Here is a 15,577-nt window from a genome sequence, read left to right on the forward strand (position 1 = left end):
CATGTTTGCGTCCTGGTACGAGCAGCAGGGCCCGGCCGCCGAAGTGCTCCGGCTTGGTGAGCTGCCCGACCCCACCCCTGGTCCTGGTGAGGTCCGTGTCCGCGTCACCGTCTCCGGCTCCAACCCCGGCGACACCAAGAAGCGGCGCGGCTGGACCGGCTCGGCCATGCCCTATCCGCGGGTGGTCCCGCACAGCGACGCCGCCGGGATCGTCGACGCCGTCGGCGACGGTGTCGACACGCGCCGCGTCGGGCAGCGCGTGTGGGTGTACGGCGCGCAGTCCTACCGCCCCTTCGGTACCGCCGCTCAGTACACCGTCGTCCCCGGCGACCTCGCCGTCCCACTGCCCGACCACCTGTCCGACGACCTCGGCGCGAGCCTGGGCATCCCCGGCATCACAGCGCACCGCACCGTCTTCGCTGACGGCGCCGTCGACGGCACACTCGTGCTGGTCAACGGCGTCCTCGGCGGGGTTGGCTCACTCGCCGCCCAGCTCGCCCGCTGGGGCGGGGCCACGGTCATCGGCACCGTCCGACGCGGCACCGAACTGAACCGGATCGATCCCGCGGTCGTCTCCCACGCCGTCGCCCTCGACTCAGGCGACCCAGCCGCCGCGATCCGCGCCCACGCACCCGATGGCGTGGACCGGATCATCGAAGTCTCCCTGTCCGACAACGCCGACCTGGACGACGCCGTCGCCGCGAACGGCGCGGTCATCGCCGCGTACGCCACCCGCGACGACCGCACCGAGATCCCGTTCTGGACCCTGCTGTTCAGCAACGTCACCCTGCGCCTGCTCGGTAGCGACGACTTCCCAGCCGAGGCCAGACGCCAGGCCGCCCGTGACCTCACCGCCGCGGCCGCCGCCGGCGCTCTCACCGTCGATGTCGGCGATCGCTTCCCGCTCGCCGACATCGCCAAGGCCCACGACCGCATCGACGCTGGCGGCCGTGGCCGCGTACTGATCGACATCCCCCGGTAGAGAAACTCCGGCGGGACCTCCTCATCGGGACCTCTCCATCTGCGGGCCCCTGCGGGGGGCGAGCAGCATGTGTGCGCGCAGCGCGAGCTCCATCGTCAGCCTGGCGTCCGGATCGGTGAGCTTGTCGCCGAAGAGCCGGCGCAGCTGGTGGATCCGGTAGCGGACGGTCTGCGGGTGCACGTCGAGGCGGGCGGCGATCTCGTTGTGCGTGCCCCGGGTCTGCAGCCAGACGAGCAGAGTGCTCGCCATGCGATCGCGCTGCTTGGGCGTGAGGCCGGCGAACGCGGCATCGATTTGCTCGCGCAGCTGGTCGGTGAGGAGGGGATCGGCGAGCAGCAGCAGCGTGGCGAGGTGGTCCCGGCACCATGTGACATTGCCGGGCGGCTCGGCTCCGGAATGCGCCAGCGCGAGCAGGCGCCGGGCGAGCTCGAGGGAACGGTGACCGTCGGAGGGCGGGACGGGCGGGCCGACGGCGGCCCGCCTGTCGGCGACCAGGTCGGTGACGATCTGCCGGTCGTCCCCGGGGTCGGGGAGCACTACGCACGTCGGGCTTTGGAGACTGACAAGGGCATCCCGGTGCTCGCCCACGTCGCCGAGGCGGTCCAGGTCGCTGCGGCACTCCACGGCGACCGTCACGATCCGGTCCGGAACGGTCCAGCCGGCCGCGTCCGAGGCGGCGCGCAGCCATTCGTCTGCGATCGGTTCGGGCGCAAGGATAGCGCGCGTCAGCCGGCGCCGAGCGTGCTCGCGCGCATCCGCCGCCCTCGCCCGCGCCGCGGTTTCGGCCGCCCGGTATCCCTCGACGGCAGCGGCAGCGGCCTCGTCCACCGCGGCGAAGCTCGACTCGGCGATGATGAGCAGCGTCTCCGCGGACAAGCCGGTGGACCGGCCCTCGGTGCTGAGCTGTTGCCACGCCGCGCGCGTTCCGGCTCGTAGCGAGATCTGCATCCAGTCGCTCGTCCGGCCTGCCAGGAACTCGGCCCTGCCTGCCCTGCGGAACACCGACTCCCAGTCCACGTTCCGGGTGTCCCGATCGCGGGGTCGGCCGAGGATCTCGTCGATCGCGCTGTGCAGCTTGTTCAGCATGGCGTCGCGGAACTCGCCCTCGGGGATGGTCCGCTCGATCTCGGGGAGCGCCGCCCGGACCAGGGAGTCGGCGAGCGGCCGTAGCTTCTCGGCCAGCCCGGGCGGAATGTCGGTGCTCAGCCCGAGGGGTTCGTCGCCGGTCGCGACCGAGGTGGTCGAGTGGCCGGAAACGAACATGTTCTTCCCCCAGCGGTCGGGCTGCGCGATGGGCCGGCCGCGACGCTGCTGGCGGAACCCGCCTCCGGCGGCGACAGTATGGCGCAGGCACGGCACTACTCCAGAAGGAGTATCACCCGATAGGCTGAAAGTTGGGTGCTCCGACACGGAAAGTAACGGATTGCTCGCGCTGCGGTGTCGGTATGGGCGCCGAAAACTCCTGGCCGCGCCCGGATGTCCGGTCTGCTGGGCGTGAGTGCTCATCGGTTGACAAGAAATCCGGACGCTCGCCGAAAAGCTTGTGGCGGAGCGGCAATTGTTGACGGTCGGAATGTCGCTCGCATACGTTGTGCGCCCCGCTCACTTGTTGATGAGCGCTTCACGTCGGGGGACTTGTGGGAATTCGATGAAAATAGCCGGCAAAGTGGTTGTGGTCACGGGTGCCGCCTGCGGAATCGGGGCTGCGCTCGCGGCCAGGTTCGCGGACGAGGAGCCCCTTGGCCTCGTGGTCTCCGACATCGACCAGGACGGTGTCGAGCTGGTTGCCAGGAGGTTGCGCGAGTCCGGCGCGGGGGTTCTCGCTGTTCCTGCTGACGTCACGGACCGGGCTGCGGCGGAGAACGTGATCGCCGTCACCGAGCGTGAATTCGGGGCCGTAGACCTGCTGTGTTCGAATGTGGGAATCGCGACCGGAATGGGAGTTCACGCCCCGGTGGCGATATGGGAACGAGCGTGGTCGGTGAACGTGCTCGGGCACGTACACCTCGCCCAGGCGGTGCTGCCAGGCATGTCACGGCGCCGCCAGGGGCACATCGTGATCACGGCTTCGGCCGCCGGTCTGCTCGGGATCCCCGGTGACGCGCCCTACGCGGTCACGAAGAGCGCCGCGGTGGCCTTCGCCGAGTGGCTCGCCGTCACCTACAAGAGGGCCGGGGTCACCGTCAGCGCGCTGTGCCCGCTCGGGGTCCGTACCGACCTGCTGATGCCCGCGGTTGCGGCTGGTCACCGGAGCGCCCGCGCGGTGGCCGAGCTCGGCCCGATCCTCGAGCCCGCCGACGTGGCCGACGCCGTGGTCGCCGGAATCGCCGAGGAACGCTTCTTGATCCTCCCGCATCGCGAGGTCGGCCCGCTCTACGCCGGCAAGGCGGCCGACCCCGACGCGTGGATCCACCGGAACGCCTCGCCCGGACGGGCCCGAGGAAGGGACCTCTGATGAGAGCACGTGTCGTCGCTGTGACTCCGTGCGGGAGGCCGGACGCCCTCCTGTGCGCCGCCGCGAGCATGGCGGGCGCGCTCGGCGTGCTCGACCTCGGTGAGGGGGACCGGCGGGCGCTGGAACAGCTGGTGCTTGCCATCCGCACGGCCGGGGCGCGGCCGATGGGGATACGGGTCGCGGCCGGGTGCGGTGCGTCGATGGTGGACGTCTCCGCTGTGCTCGGCTCGGTCGTGCCCGACGCGGTGGTGATCGGGCCAGGGGCACCCTGGCCGGTCGCCCAGGCGGCGCAGCGCTGGCCGGTGGTGGCCGAGGTGACGTCGGTCGGACAGGCGCGGGCGGCCGTCGCCGCGGGGGCACGCGGTCTCGTCGCCCGCGGCGCGGAGTCGGGCGGCCGGGTCGGCGAGCTCGGCTCGTTCGTCCTACTGCAGCAGCTGCTGGCCGACCCGAACGTGACGGTGCCGGTGTGGGCGTGCGGCGGCATCGGCACGGCCACCGCGGCGGCGGCCGTCGCGGGCGGAGCGGCCGGCGTCGTCCTGGACACGCAGCTGGCGCTGATGCCGGAGTGCTCGCTCCCGGAGTCCGCCAAGGCCCGGATCGCCCTCAGCGACGGCACCGGGACCAGCCTGGCCGACGGGTACCGAACGCTCGGCCCCGCAGGCCTGCCGGCAGGGCAGGACAGCTACCTGGCGTCCCGGTTCGTCGAGCGCTACGGCACCACCGCCCGCGCCGTCCGCGCCATCGAGGACGCCATCGAGGACGCCATCGGCGCGGTGTCGCGGGTCGAGGAGGTCGCGGTCGCGCCCGGCTCGGCGCTCGCCCGCGCGCTGGGCACCGCCCTGCCCGTCGCGCAGGGGCCGATGACGAGGGTCAGCGACCAGGCCGGGTTCGCCCGTGCCGTCGCGGACGCGGGCGCGCTGCCGTTCCTCGCCCTCGCCTTGTCCTCGGCAGAGCAGACCAGGACGCTGCTCGAACAGGCGAGCGCCGCGCTCGGGGACGCGCCGTGGGGCGTCGGCGTGCTGGGTTTCGCGGCCGACGAGATCCGCACCGCGCAGCTGCGCGCGATCCGCGAGTTCCGCCCCTCCGTCGCGCTCATCGCCGGCGGGCGCCCGGACCAGGCGGCCGTGCTGGAGGACGCCGGCATCGCCACGTTCCTGCACGTTCCTTCCCCTGCGTTGCTGCGGCAGTTCCTGAAGGCGGGCGTGCGCAAGTTCGTGTTCGAGGGCGCGGAGTGCGGTGGCCACGTCGGGCCGCGTTCGAGCTTCTGTCTGTGGCAGGGCGCGATCGACGCCCTCGCCGACTTCGTCGACGCAGGCGGGGATGCGGGGGAGCTGCAGATCCTCTTCGCGGGCGGTGTCCACGATGCGCGCTCGTCGGCGATGGTGGCGGCCGCGGCCGCACCCCTGACCCGGCGTGGGGCAGCGGTCGGGGTTCTCATGGGCACGGCCTACCTCTTCACCGAGGAGGCCGTTGCCCACGGCGCCGTCCAACCGTTGTTCCAGCGGCAGGCGGTGGACGCGGTGGCCACGGTGCTGCTGGAGACCGCGCCCGGGCACGTCACCCGGTGCCTGCCCAGCCCGTTCACCAGCGAGTTCGCCGCGCTGCGCGGCGAGTTGCTGGGGAACGGGATCGCCGAGCGGGAGGTGTGGCAACGGCTCGAGGAGCTCAACGTCGGGCGCTTGCGCATCGCCAGCAAGGGTCTGCGCCGCGACGGGGGCGAGCTCGTCGAGGTCGACGAGTCCGCGCAGTACTCCGACGGCCTGTTCATGGCCGGTCAGGTTGCCGTGCTGCGGTTGGCGGCCACCGACCTCGCGACCCTGCACGCCGACGTCACCACGGGCGCGGTGGAGTTCCTCGCCGCGGGCTCCCGCCCGGCCGCGGTCACGAGTGACCGTGCCGCGCCGCAGCCGCTGGACGTGGCGGTCGTCGGGATGTCGGCGATGTTCCCCGGCGCGCCCGACCTCCCGGCGTTCTGGGCGAACGTCCTTGCCGGCGTCGACCTGATCACCGAGGTGTCTCGCGACCGGTGGGACGTCGAGCGGTACTTCACCGAGGACACCGCGCCGAGCACCGGTGATCGGACGTACTCGAAATGGGGCGGGTTCCTGCCGCGGATCCCGTTCGACGCGCTCCGGTACGGCATCCCGCCGGCAGCGCTGGCGTCGATCGAGCCCGTACAGCTGCTCGCGCTCGAAGCGGCCCAGCGCGCGCTGGCCGACGCGGGCTACGCGGACCGGCCGTTCGACCGCGAACGCACGAGCGTGATCTTCGGTACCGAGGCCGGCAGCGACCTCGCCAGGGCCACGACGCTGCGGGTCATGCTCCGGGCCTACCTCGACGAGCTTCCCCCCGAGTTGGACGCGCAGCTACCCCGCCTCACCGAGGACTCGTTCCCGGGCAAGCTCGCCAACGTCATCTCCGGCAGGATCGCCAACCGGCTCGATCTCGGCGGCGCCAACTACACGGTCGACGCGGCGTGCGGATCGTCCCTCGCCGCGGTGGACGCGGCCTGCAAGGAGCTGCTCGGCGGCACCAGCGACGTCGTGCTGTGCGGGGGCGCTGACCTGCACAACTCGATCGAGGACTTCCTGCTGTTCGCGTCGGTGGGCGCGCTCTCCCCGACCGGCCGATGCCGTCCCTTCGACGCCGACGGTGACGGCATCGCGCTCGGCGAGGGGGTGGGCTGTGTCGTCCTCAAGCGACTCGCCGACGCCGAACGCGACGGCGACCGCATCTACGCGGTGATCAAGGGCATCGGCAGCGGAAGCGACGGCCGGGCCATGGGCCTGACGGCCCCGCGCGCCGAGGGGCAGCGCAGGGCACTGGAGCGGGCCTACCGCAACGCCGGAGTGACACCGTCGCAGATCGGCCTGGTTGAGGCGCACGGCACCGGCACCGTGGTCGGCGACCGCACCGAGCTCACCACCCTCACCCAGGTGTTCACCGACGGCGGAGCCACCCCGGGCAGCTGCGTCCTCGGGTCGGTGAAGTCGCAGATCGGGCACACCAAGTGCGCGGCCGGGATGGCCGGCATGATCAAGACGGCGCTCGCGGTCCACACGGGGGTCCTCCCGCCCACCCGGATCGCCCGGCCCAACCCCGCCTGGAACCCGGACGAGAGCCCGTTCGTGTTCCGCACCGAGCCGTCGCCGTGGACCGAGCCAGCGCACGAGCGGACGGCCGCCGTGAGCGCGTTCGGCTTCGGCGGCACGAACTTCCACCTCGTCCTGTCCGGGCACCAGACCGCGGAGCTGGCCACGCACGCGCTCACGGCCTGGCCCGCGGAGCTCTTCCTCGTCCGCGGCGCGGACCGCACGTCCGCCGTGCGCCAGATGCAACGGCTGCGCACGCTGCTGTCGACGAACGACACCGCGGGCCGGCCGTGGGCGCTGCGTGACTTCGCACGGACCGTCGCCGGGTGGAGCGCGCTGGAGGCGTCCCCGGTGCGGCTGGCGTTCGTCGCCGGGGACCTTGACGAGCTCGCCCGGCTCGTACACGCCGTGACCGTCGGTGAGACACCCGCCGAGGTCCTCGTCGGGCAGGACGAGCCCGCCGGGGAGGTGGCGGTGCTGTTCCCCGGCCAGGGCAGCCAGCACCCCGGGATGCTCGCCGAGCTGTTCGTGGCGCTGCCCGAGCTCCGCCGGATCCTCGACCTCGGTGGGCCCGAGGTGGCCGCTCTCTTCCCGCCCGCGGCTTTCGGCCCCGAGGAGGCCCGCGCCCAGCGCGATCGGCTGCGCGCGACGCGGGTGGCGCAGCCGGCGCTCGGAATCGCCGGCATGGCCGTGCACGAGCTGCTGGCCCGGTGCGGCGTGCGGCCGGACATGTACGCCGGGCACAGCTACGGCGAGCTGGTGGGACTCGCGGCCGCGGGCGCTCTCGCGCCCGCCGTGCTGCTCGAGCTCAGCGTGGCCCGCGCGGAGGCGATCCTGGACGCGGCCGGGGACGACCCGGGCGCCATGGCCGCCGTCTCGGCGGCGTGCACCGACGTCGAGCGCGTGCTCGCCGGTGTTCCGGATGCCGAGGCGGTGGTCGTGGCCAACCACAACGCGACCGATCAGACGGTGATCTCGGGGCCGTCGGTCGCGGTCGAGGCTGCGGTGGCGGCGCTCCGGGAAGCCTCGCTGTCCGTCACCGCCCTCCCGGTGGCCTGCGCCTTCCACAGCCCGGTCGTCGCCGCCGCGGGTTCCGCGTTCGGCGCGGTGCTCGACGACACCCCGGTCGGCGAGCCGGACCGCCCGGTGTGGGCGAACCGGACGGCGGCCCCATACCCGCCCGGCCCAGGCGCCGTCCGGGCGGAACTGGCCGCGCAGATCGGCGCGCCCGTCCGGTTCGCCGAGCAGATCGACGCCATGTACGGAGCCGGCGCCCGCGTCTTCGTCGAGGCCGGTCCGGGAGCCGTGCTCGGCGGCCTGGTCGGCAAGATCCTGGACGGCCGTCCCCACACCGTGGTGAGCCTCGGCGAGGGCGGCCTGCGCGGCTTCCTCACCGGCCTTGCGCGGCTCGCGGCCGCCGGCGTCGACGTGCGGGCGGGTTGGCTCCACACCGGACGCCCCGGTCTGGACCTGACGTTCGCCGAGCCGCCCGCCCGACCGCGCTGGACGGTCGACGGCCACCTCGTGCGCGCCCAGGACGGCGACACCATCCCCGGCGGCCTGGCACCCGCCCGCCGCGTCCACCCCTTCGCGAACCCGAGGACGGAGAACTTGTCGAACTCGTCCGACCGCGACGCGCTCATCGCGGATTTCCTGCGCACCAGCCGGGAGCTCGTCAGCGCCCAGCGCGACGTGATGCTCGGCTATCTCGGCGCGTCGCCCGTTCCCGCGTCTGCCATGCCGGCGGCACCCCCTCTGCCGCAACCCGCAGCGGCACTGCCGGCGGCGAGCTCCCTGGCCGCCGGCAGTGCCGCTGCCCCCGCCGCGGAGCCGGAGCCGGCCGCCGACCCGCTGACCACGGTGGTGGCGGTCATCGGCCGCAAGACCGGCTACCCCGAGGAGATGATCGAGCCGGACATGGATCTCGAGGCGGACCTGTCCGTGGACTCGATCAAACGGACCGAGATCGCCGTCGAGCTTGCGGGCGCGATCGGGAACGGATCCGCGCTCGTCGACGAGCTGGTGCGCAGCCGCACCGCCACGGCCATGGCCGCGGTGCTCGGCGCGGGGGAGCCCACCGCCGCCGCCCCGAGCCCGGACGCGGCCCTAGTGTCCCGAACCGGAAGTCCACCACATAACTCGACGGCCCAGCTTCCCGCTGGGCGCACCGGCGAACCGGCCGAGTACACCCGGTACGAGGCGCGGTCCGCCGGCACACCCAGCGGAAACCTGGATCCGCCGATTTATGCACCGGACTTCCGGTTCGGGACACTAGCGTCCCGAACCGGAAGTCCACCGCACAACTCGACGGCCCAGCAACCCGGCGGCGCACCCAGCGGAAACCCGGATCCGCCGATCTACGCACCGGACTTCCGGTTCGGGACGCCAGCGGGCGAGCAGCCCGGCCGGTACCTCCTCGAGCTGGCGGACGCGTCCGCCGACGCGGACGTCGCGGTCTTGGTCGGGGCGACCATCGCGATCGTCGGCGGGGACCACCGCCTCGCCGAGGAGCTGGCGGGCCGGCTCTCCGCCAACGGCGCGCTCCCTGTCGTGGTCGACGACCTGCCGGAGTTGGAAGCGCTGCCGGTGCTCGACGGCCTGGTCTCGTTGCACGCCGTCGCCCCCGGTGTCGGTGGGTCGGCCGAGCCGGTGCTGCCGGCGATCTTCCCGCTGTTCCAGTCGGCGCTCCCGCGCGTCCGCTGGTGTGTCGCTGTCGCGAGCCCTGGCGGGCGGGCGTGGGGCCTCTCCGGGTTCTTCCGCAGCCTGGACCGCGAGTATCCGCAGGTACTGACCCGGTTGATCGAGTTGGATGCGGCAACCGAGGGGGAGCGAGTGGCCGAAGTGGTCACCGCCGAGCTGCAGACCGCCGAGGGCGGCCCGGTGGTCGTCCACGGCGCGCAACGGCGCGCCCCGCGGCTGGTCGCGGCCCCGTTGGATGGTCCCGCGGCAGTCGGCGCCAGCCCGGCCGTTGCCGGCGCCGCCGAGCTGGCCACGGTCGGCCTCGACCCGGACTCCGTCGTGCTGCTCGTAGGCGGCGCGCGCGGGATCACCGCGCGGGTCGCGGGCGCGGTCGCCGCCGCCACGCGCTGCCGCATCGAGCTCGCCGGGCGGACTGTCCTGCACAGCGAGCCGGAGCCGGCCGAGGTGGCCGCCGCAACCGACCTGACCGCGCTGCGCGGCGCACTGGCCGTGGCGAGCCAGCCCGTCGACGGGGCCGCTCGCAAGCTGGTCGCCCGCGATCCGGTCGAGATCGACCGGCGGGCCAGGGAGATCCTGGCGCGCCGCGAGGTCGACGCGACCCTGTCCGAGCTCCGCGAGCGAGGCAGCCTCGCCACGTACCACACCGTCGACGTGACCGACGGGGACGCGGTCGCGGGGCTAGTGAAGCAGGTGTACGCCGAGCGCGGCCGGATCGACTGCGTGGTCTTCGCGGCCGGGGTGATCGAGGACCGGCTCGTCGGGCAGAAGGACCCGGCCTCGTTCTCCCGGGTGTACCGGACCAAGGTGGACGGGGCGCGCGCCCTGCTGGGCGCGCTGGAGGAGCTGCCGGAACCGCCGCGATCGGTGGTGTTCTTCGGCAGTATCGCGGCCGTGCTCGGCAACCGCGGCCAAGCCGACTACGCCGCGGCCAACGCCGCGTTGGAGGCGATGGGTGCGGCGTGGTCGCAGCGCACCGGCATCCGCGCGGTGACCGTCCACTGGGGACCGTGGGCGCCGCGGGGCGTGCACGGCGGCATGGTCAGCGAGGAGCTGGCCCGCTCCTACGGCGCGCGCGGCATCGCCCTGCTCGAGCCGGACACCGCCGTGTCCGAGCTGTTCCGCGAACTTGCATGCGGTGACGTCCCGGCGGTTCTCTACACCGCGTCGGCCTGGTGGCGATGACCGGCCCGTCCGCCCTGCTGACCGAGCGGATGCTGCTGCTGGCGGCGCCCGACCGGGCCGGCCTGATCGCCGCGATCGACGCTGTCGATCCGGAATCGCCGCCGAGCGGCCCGACCCACCCGGGCCCAGGGCCACGGCTCGGCCTGTTCGATCCGACCCCCGAGCGGCTGGCGACCGCGCGGCGGCTGGTCGCCAAGGGACGGCCGGTGCGGCGGCGCAGCGACCTCTGGTTCAGCCCCGAGCCATTGCTGACACGGGGCGGCGGTCTCGCCTTCGTCTTTCCCGGCCTCGAAGGGGAGTTCGCCCCGCGCATCGACGACGTGGCCGAGCACCTCGGTCTGCCGGCACCCGACGCCGCCACCGCGAACCTCGTGCAGCACGGCGCGGCGGTGCTCGCCGTGGGCCGCCTGCTCGACGCGGCCGTGCGCCGGCTCGGGATCCGACCGACCGCGGTAGCCGGGCACAGCGTCGGCGAGTGGGCGGCGATGATCGCGGGTGGCATCGTCTCCGGCGCCGAGTTCGATGCGATGGTTGCGGGCTCCGACCTCGATGCGATGCGTGTGCCGGGCGTCGAGTTCGCCGTGCTGGGTTGCCCAGCCGACCGCGTGCACGGCGAGCTCGCCCGGTTCCCCGGGGTCGTGATCTCGCACGAGAACTCCGCCAACCAGACGGTGGTCTGCGGGCCCGAGCGCGAGGTGGCCGACGTCGTCGCGCTGCTGCGCTCCCGCTCGGTGATCTGCCAAACGCTGCCGTTCCGCTCCGGGTTCCACACCCCGATGCTGAAGCCATACCTCGGCTACTTCCGGGAAGGGGTACCGAGCCTGCGGATGCGGCCTGCCGACGTTCCGGTTTGGTCGGCCACCACGGCGGCGCCCTTCCCCGACGACCCCGCCGCGGCCCGAGAGCTGTGCCTGCGCCACCTCGTCGAGCCGGTGCGGTTCCGCCATCTCGTCACAGCGCTGCACGGTGCCGGCGTGCGCGCGTTCGTGCTGCTCGGCCCAGGCCAGCTCGGCTCGCTCATCGAGGACACGCTGCAGCACGACGTCCCGGACGGCGGTTTCCTCGTGATCCCCGCCAACTCCCCGCAGAGATCGGGCATGGACCAGCTGCGGCGGTGCGCGGTGGCGCTCTGGACGGAGGGCGCGGAACCCGACTTCACGGCGCTGGACCCACCGGCGCCGTCCCGTCGGGACGGAATCGCCCAGCTCGCGGTGCTCGGGGAAACGCTGCCGCTCGCAGCGGAGATGGCCACGTTCCTGACCCACACAGCCGAGTCGGTGGCGACGGTGCTTCGAGCAGCCCATCCGGGCACCTCGGTCCCGGCGTATCGCGAGGTCCTCGACGTCTCCCTGCGGGCGATGCCCTACCTGCGCGACCACTGCCTCATGCGGCAGCGGCCCGGCTGGCCCCAGGACGAGGACCTGCGCCCGGTCGTCCCGGCGACCACCATCGTCACGCACATGATCGAGGCCGCGGAACGCGCCTACCCCGGCTTGATCGCCGTCGCGGTCGAGGACGTGCGGTTCCACCGCTGGCTACTGGCGGTACCGCCCCGACGCGTGGAGATCGGGGTCGAGCACCGAGGGGCCGAGCGCGTGCAGGTCCAGCTCGGTGAGTACGCCGAGGGAACCGTGCTCCTGGGCGCGCGGCGCACGCCGGCATCGGAGGGCGCGTGGGCTCCCGGTGCGGGCGAGCGGCTGCCCGAGCTGACGGCACCGCAGATCTACGAGCAGGGCTGGATGTTCCACGGACCCGCCTTCCAGGGGCTGACCCGCTCGATCGCCGTCTCGAGGACGACCATGCGCGGCCTGATCACCGTGCCGGCCGCGCCGGGCGCCCTGCTGGACAACCTCGGCCAGTTCCTCGGCCAGTGGCTTGTGGAGAACCAGCGCGACCGGTGGATCGCCCTCCCGGCGCGCATCGCCCGAATCGACCTGCACGGGCCCGAGCCCGAACCGGGACAGCTCGTCGAGTGCTCCCTGCACGTGACCGGCCTCGATCAGGACTCGGTGACCGTGGACGGCCGGCTCTGCCGGAACGGGACACCGATCATGACGGTGCGCGGCTGGGCCGACCGGCGCTTCGACAGCGACGATCGTGGTGGGGCGGTGCACCGGCAGCCCGCCACCTCGACGGTCGCCGAGCGTCACCCGGACGGCTGGTGGTGGGCGGCCGAGCGGTGGCACACGCTGGCCTCCCGGGAGCTCTACCTCCAGCGCTACGCGGGGCACGAGGAGTGCGCCGAGTACGAGCGGCTGCTCCCGACCCGACGGCGGGCGTGGTTGCTCGAGCTCGTGGTGATCAAGGACGCCGTGCGGGGGTGGCTGTGGGACCGCGGCGCCGGCCCTGCCTATCCCGCGGAGCTCCGCGTGCAGCGGGATGCGTCCGGCCGGCGCCGGGTGTCCGGTCAGCACGGGCTCGACGTTCCCGATCTCGACGTCGCCGCCGCACATCACGGGGACGTCGCCGCCGCCCTGGTCCGGCCCGTCGGATCCGACCCTGCCCCGGAAGTCGGGATCACGCCGTGGGACGGCAGGGACGGCACCCGGATCACGAACCCGCTCAGCTCACGCGCGTACCGCGTCACATCCACCCGAGGAGACCTCTCATGACAGATGCCGCTGCCGTGTTCGAGGAGGTCCGGTCGATGGTGACGAAGCTGCTCGACCAGTACGGCCTCGACGACATCGAGATCACCCCCGACAGCCTGTTCCACGACGACCTCGGCCTGGAGAGCATCGACCTGGTCGCGCTCGGCGCCATGCTCGCCGAGCGCTACGGCGAGCGGGTCAACATCGCCGAGTTCCTCGCCGAGCTGAAGATCGACGACGTGATCGGGCTCCGGCTCGGTTCGCTCGTCGACCACGTCTGGTCGGCGCTCGCCCCGACAGCGAGCAGCAGGACGTGAGTTTCCTCGTCATCAACGGGGTTCGCACCCACTACCAGCGCGTGCCGGCGAAGGAAGCGCCCACGTTGCCGGCGCCGCAGGTGGTGTTCGTGCACGGGCTGGGCTACGACAGCCTCGCGAGCTTCTACCTCACGCTGGCCCCGCCGTTCGCCGCCGCGGGCATCGACGTGCTCACCTACGACCTGCGGGCCCACGGCCGCAGCGATCGGCCGAGCCGCGGGTACCGCCTCGAGGACTTCACGTCCGACCTGCGCGAGCTGCTCGACGGCATCGGTGTCACCGGGCCGGTCCACCTGGTCGGTAACAGCTTCGGCGGCACGGTCGCGTTCGCCTTCGCCGCGCGCTACCCGGAGCGGGTCCGCAGCATCGTCGCGATCGAGTCCGAGCCGCCGACGGCGGCGTGGTCGGAGAAGATGGCCCGCGCCCTGAACGCCGTACTCGACGAGATGGAGGCGGAGCGCTTCCTGGCATGGGTCTCCGACACCTACGGCCAGCACCACGCGCGGCTCACCCTTTCCGCGGCGGAGATCATCCGAGCGACCAGCATCATCGAGGACGTCCCCAGCGGGCCGTTCCTCGAAGAGACCGCGCTGGCCGCCTTCACCCACCCGGTCCTGTCCGTCCTGGGCAGCGAGGGGTTCCAGAGCGAGGACCTCCACGGCGTCGAGCGGCTCCTGCCTCGCTGCCGGACCGAGGTCATCGCCGGGCAGGACCACTCCGTACTCGTCGAGCGGCACCACGAGCTCAGGCCCCTGCTGCTGGACTGGATAGCCCGGCACGAACCGGCGATGTCGGGAGGCTCCCGATGAGCCGGTTCCTCATCGTGGTGCCGCCGTTCGTCGGCCACATCAACCCGATCGCGGGGGTCGCGGCCGAGCTTCGGGACCGCGGTCACGAGGTGGCGTGGGTCGGGGACGAGTCGGTCCTGCACCGGACACTTCCCGGCAGCTGGCCGGTGCACGGGTGCGGCGCCGCACCGCTCAGGCCGCGGCCGCCGGACCTGCGCGGGTTCGCGGAGCTGAGACACCTGTGGGAGCACGTGCTGGTGCCGCTCGCCGAATGGATGGAGCCGACGGTGCAGCGCGCCCTCGACCGCATCCGGCCGGATGTCGTCATCGCCGACCAGCAGGCACTCGCCGGCGCGCTGGTGGCGGCGCGTGCCGGGGTTCCGTGGGCCACGTCGGCGACGACGTCCTCGGAGCTCGTCGATCCGTTGAAGGACGTGCCCCAGGTACGAGGCTGGTTGACTGGTCTGCTCACCGCGCTGAAGCAACGATTCGGTGTGGCGGCCGCGGGTGATCCGCGGTTCTCGCCGCATGCCGTGATCGCGTTCACCACGGAGGCGCTGGCTGCCGAGCCCGTCGTGCCGGCGCTGTTCGTGGGGCCCATCCGGCGGCGGCCCACAGCCGAGGACGGGCGGTTTCCGTGGGGCCGGCTCGATCCCACGCGTCCGACCGTGCTCGTCAGCATGGGTACCGCGAACGCCGACGCGACCGGAGACTTCCTGCGCAGGTGCGCCGCGGCATTTCGCGCGCGACCGCACGTACAGGGCGTGTTCGCCGATCCCGGTGACAGCCTGCGTGATGTCGCCGGCGACTTCATCCGCCTGCCGTGGCTACCCCAGCAAGCCCTCATGGGCCACGTGGATGCCGTCGTCTGCCACGCGGGGCACAACACCGTCTGCGAAGCGCTCGCCTGCGCCGTGCCGCTGGTCCTCGCCCCGGTCCGAGACGACCAGCCACTGATCGCCGAGCAGGTCGCTGTGGCCGGTGCGGGCCTACGGCTGCGGTTCACCTACGCGAACGCAGAGCACATCGGCAGAGCGCTCGACCGCGTCCTCACCGAACACTCGTTCACGGCCGCCGCATTGCGGATCCGCGACTCGTTCGCCGCCGCCGGTGGGGCGCCCGCCGCGGCTGCTGCCCTCGAGAAGCTCGTATGACAAGCGTTGCGTCCGTGTGCAATGCCCGTCATCCGGAGTGCGACACTCACTGGTTGACAAGAATACTGGTGGGGGTGGCCGGATTCTTGTGAGTAATTGGCAAGTGTTGACACTTCGGATGTTGCTCCCATACATTGGGCGCCCGCTCGCTCATTCGTTTCAGGTATCTCATGTTGGAGATTTCCGGGAATGCTATATGGACATAGCCGGCAAGGTAGTGGTCCGCACGGGCGGTCGGGTTCCGATTCGTATCGTCGCCCTTGTCGGCAGAACTCGCCGGGATTGTGCGTCGCCGCTCGGGTGCGGCATCGCCGTA

At 72.7% G+C, this 15,577-nt stretch carries 8 protein-coding genes; 7 read left to right on the top strand and 1 reads right to left on the bottom strand.

The window, feature by feature from the left end:
- Position 1: 1 nt before the first annotated feature.
- Entirely contained in the window at positions 2 to 982 is a 981-nt protein-coding gene (locus K1T35_RS17145) for an NADPH:quinone reductase (RefSeq protein ID WP_220261130.1), read from the top strand.
- 21 nt (positions 983 to 1,003) lie between these two features.
- On the opposite strand, the gene K1T35_RS17150 is transcribed toward K1T35_RS17145, so the two are convergent.
- The gene (locus K1T35_RS17150; RefSeq protein ID WP_220261131.1) at positions 1,004 to 2,245 is read right to left on the bottom strand and encodes a helix-turn-helix domain-containing protein; all 1,242 of its coding nucleotides are present in this window, start codon (positions 2,243 to 2,245) and stop codon (positions 1,004 to 1,006) included.
- Between the two features lie 403 nt (positions 2,246 to 2,648).
- Between K1T35_RS17150 and K1T35_RS17155 the strand changes: the two genes are divergently transcribed.
- The 6 genes from K1T35_RS17155 to K1T35_RS17180 all read left to right on the top strand — a co-directional run bounded on the left by K1T35_RS17155 (position 2,649) and on the right by K1T35_RS17180 (position 15,261).
- Positions 2,649 to 3,437: an SDR family oxidoreductase gene (locus K1T35_RS17155; RefSeq protein WP_370645390.1), complete on the top strand. Its 789-nt coding sequence runs from the start codon at positions 2,649 to 2,651 to the stop codon at positions 3,435 to 3,437.
- Between the two features lie 68 nt (positions 3,438 to 3,505).
- Positions 3,506 to 10,411, top strand: coding sequence for an SDR family NAD(P)-dependent oxidoreductase (locus K1T35_RS17160; protein WP_370645391.1), 6,906 nt, complete (start codon positions 3,506 to 3,508; stop codon positions 10,409 to 10,411).
- Complete coding sequence (locus K1T35_RS17165; RefSeq protein ID WP_220261134.1) at positions 10,408 to 13,023, top strand: acyltransferase domain-containing protein; 2,616 nt, start codon at positions 10,408 to 10,410, stop codon at positions 13,021 to 13,023. Before K1T35_RS17160 ends, K1T35_RS17165 begins: the two co-directional genes overlap by 4 nt.
- A complete protein-coding gene (locus K1T35_RS17170; RefSeq protein ID WP_220261135.1) occupies positions 13,020 to 13,319 on the top strand; it encodes a phosphopantetheine-binding protein in 300 nt (99 codons plus the stop codon). The genes K1T35_RS17165 and K1T35_RS17170 overlap by 4 nt, the downstream gene beginning before the upstream one ends.
- Positions 13,316 to 14,128, top strand: a complete 813-nt coding sequence (locus tag K1T35_RS17175; RefSeq protein ID WP_220261136.1) for an alpha/beta fold hydrolase — start codon at positions 13,316 to 13,318, stop codon at positions 14,126 to 14,128. Before K1T35_RS17170 ends, K1T35_RS17175 begins: the two co-directional genes overlap by 4 nt.
- Positions 14,125 to 15,261 (top strand): glycosyltransferase, encoded by a 1,137-nt coding sequence (locus K1T35_RS17180; RefSeq protein ID WP_220261137.1) that lies wholly within the window; start codon positions 14,125 to 14,127, stop codon positions 15,259 to 15,261. The genes K1T35_RS17175 and K1T35_RS17180 overlap by 4 nt, the downstream gene beginning before the upstream one ends.
- Positions 15,262 to 15,577: the final 316 nt, after the last annotated feature.

The organism is Pseudonocardia sp. DSM 110487 (genome assembly GCF_019468565.1).
Lineage (GTDB): Bacteria > Actinomycetota > Actinomycetes > Mycobacteriales > Pseudonocardiaceae > Pseudonocardia.

Excerpts from the sequence above, each read along its gene's own strand:
- K1T35_RS17180 (WP_220261137.1), top strand. The coding sequence starts at position 14,125 with ATGAGCCGGTTCCTCATCGTGGTGCCGCCGTTCGTCGGCCACATCAAC.
- K1T35_RS17150 (WP_220261131.1), bottom strand. The coding sequence starts at position 2,245 with ATGTTCGTTTCCGGCCACTCGACCACCTCGGTCGCGACCGGCGACGAA.
- K1T35_RS17170 (WP_220261135.1), top strand. The coding sequence starts at position 13,020 with ATGACAGATGCCGCTGCCGTGTTCGAGGAGGTCCGGTCGATGGTGACG.
- K1T35_RS17165 (WP_220261134.1), top strand. The coding sequence starts at position 10,408 with ATGACCGGCCCGTCCGCCCTGCTGACCGAGCGGATGCTGCTGCTGGCG.
- K1T35_RS17160 (WP_370645391.1), top strand. The coding sequence starts at position 3,506 with ATGGCGGGCGCGCTCGGCGTGCTCGACCTCGGTGAGGGGGACCGGCGG.
- K1T35_RS17145 (WP_220261130.1), top strand. The coding sequence starts at position 2 with ATGTTTGCGTCCTGGTACGAGCAGCAGGGCCCGGCCGCCGAAGTGCTC.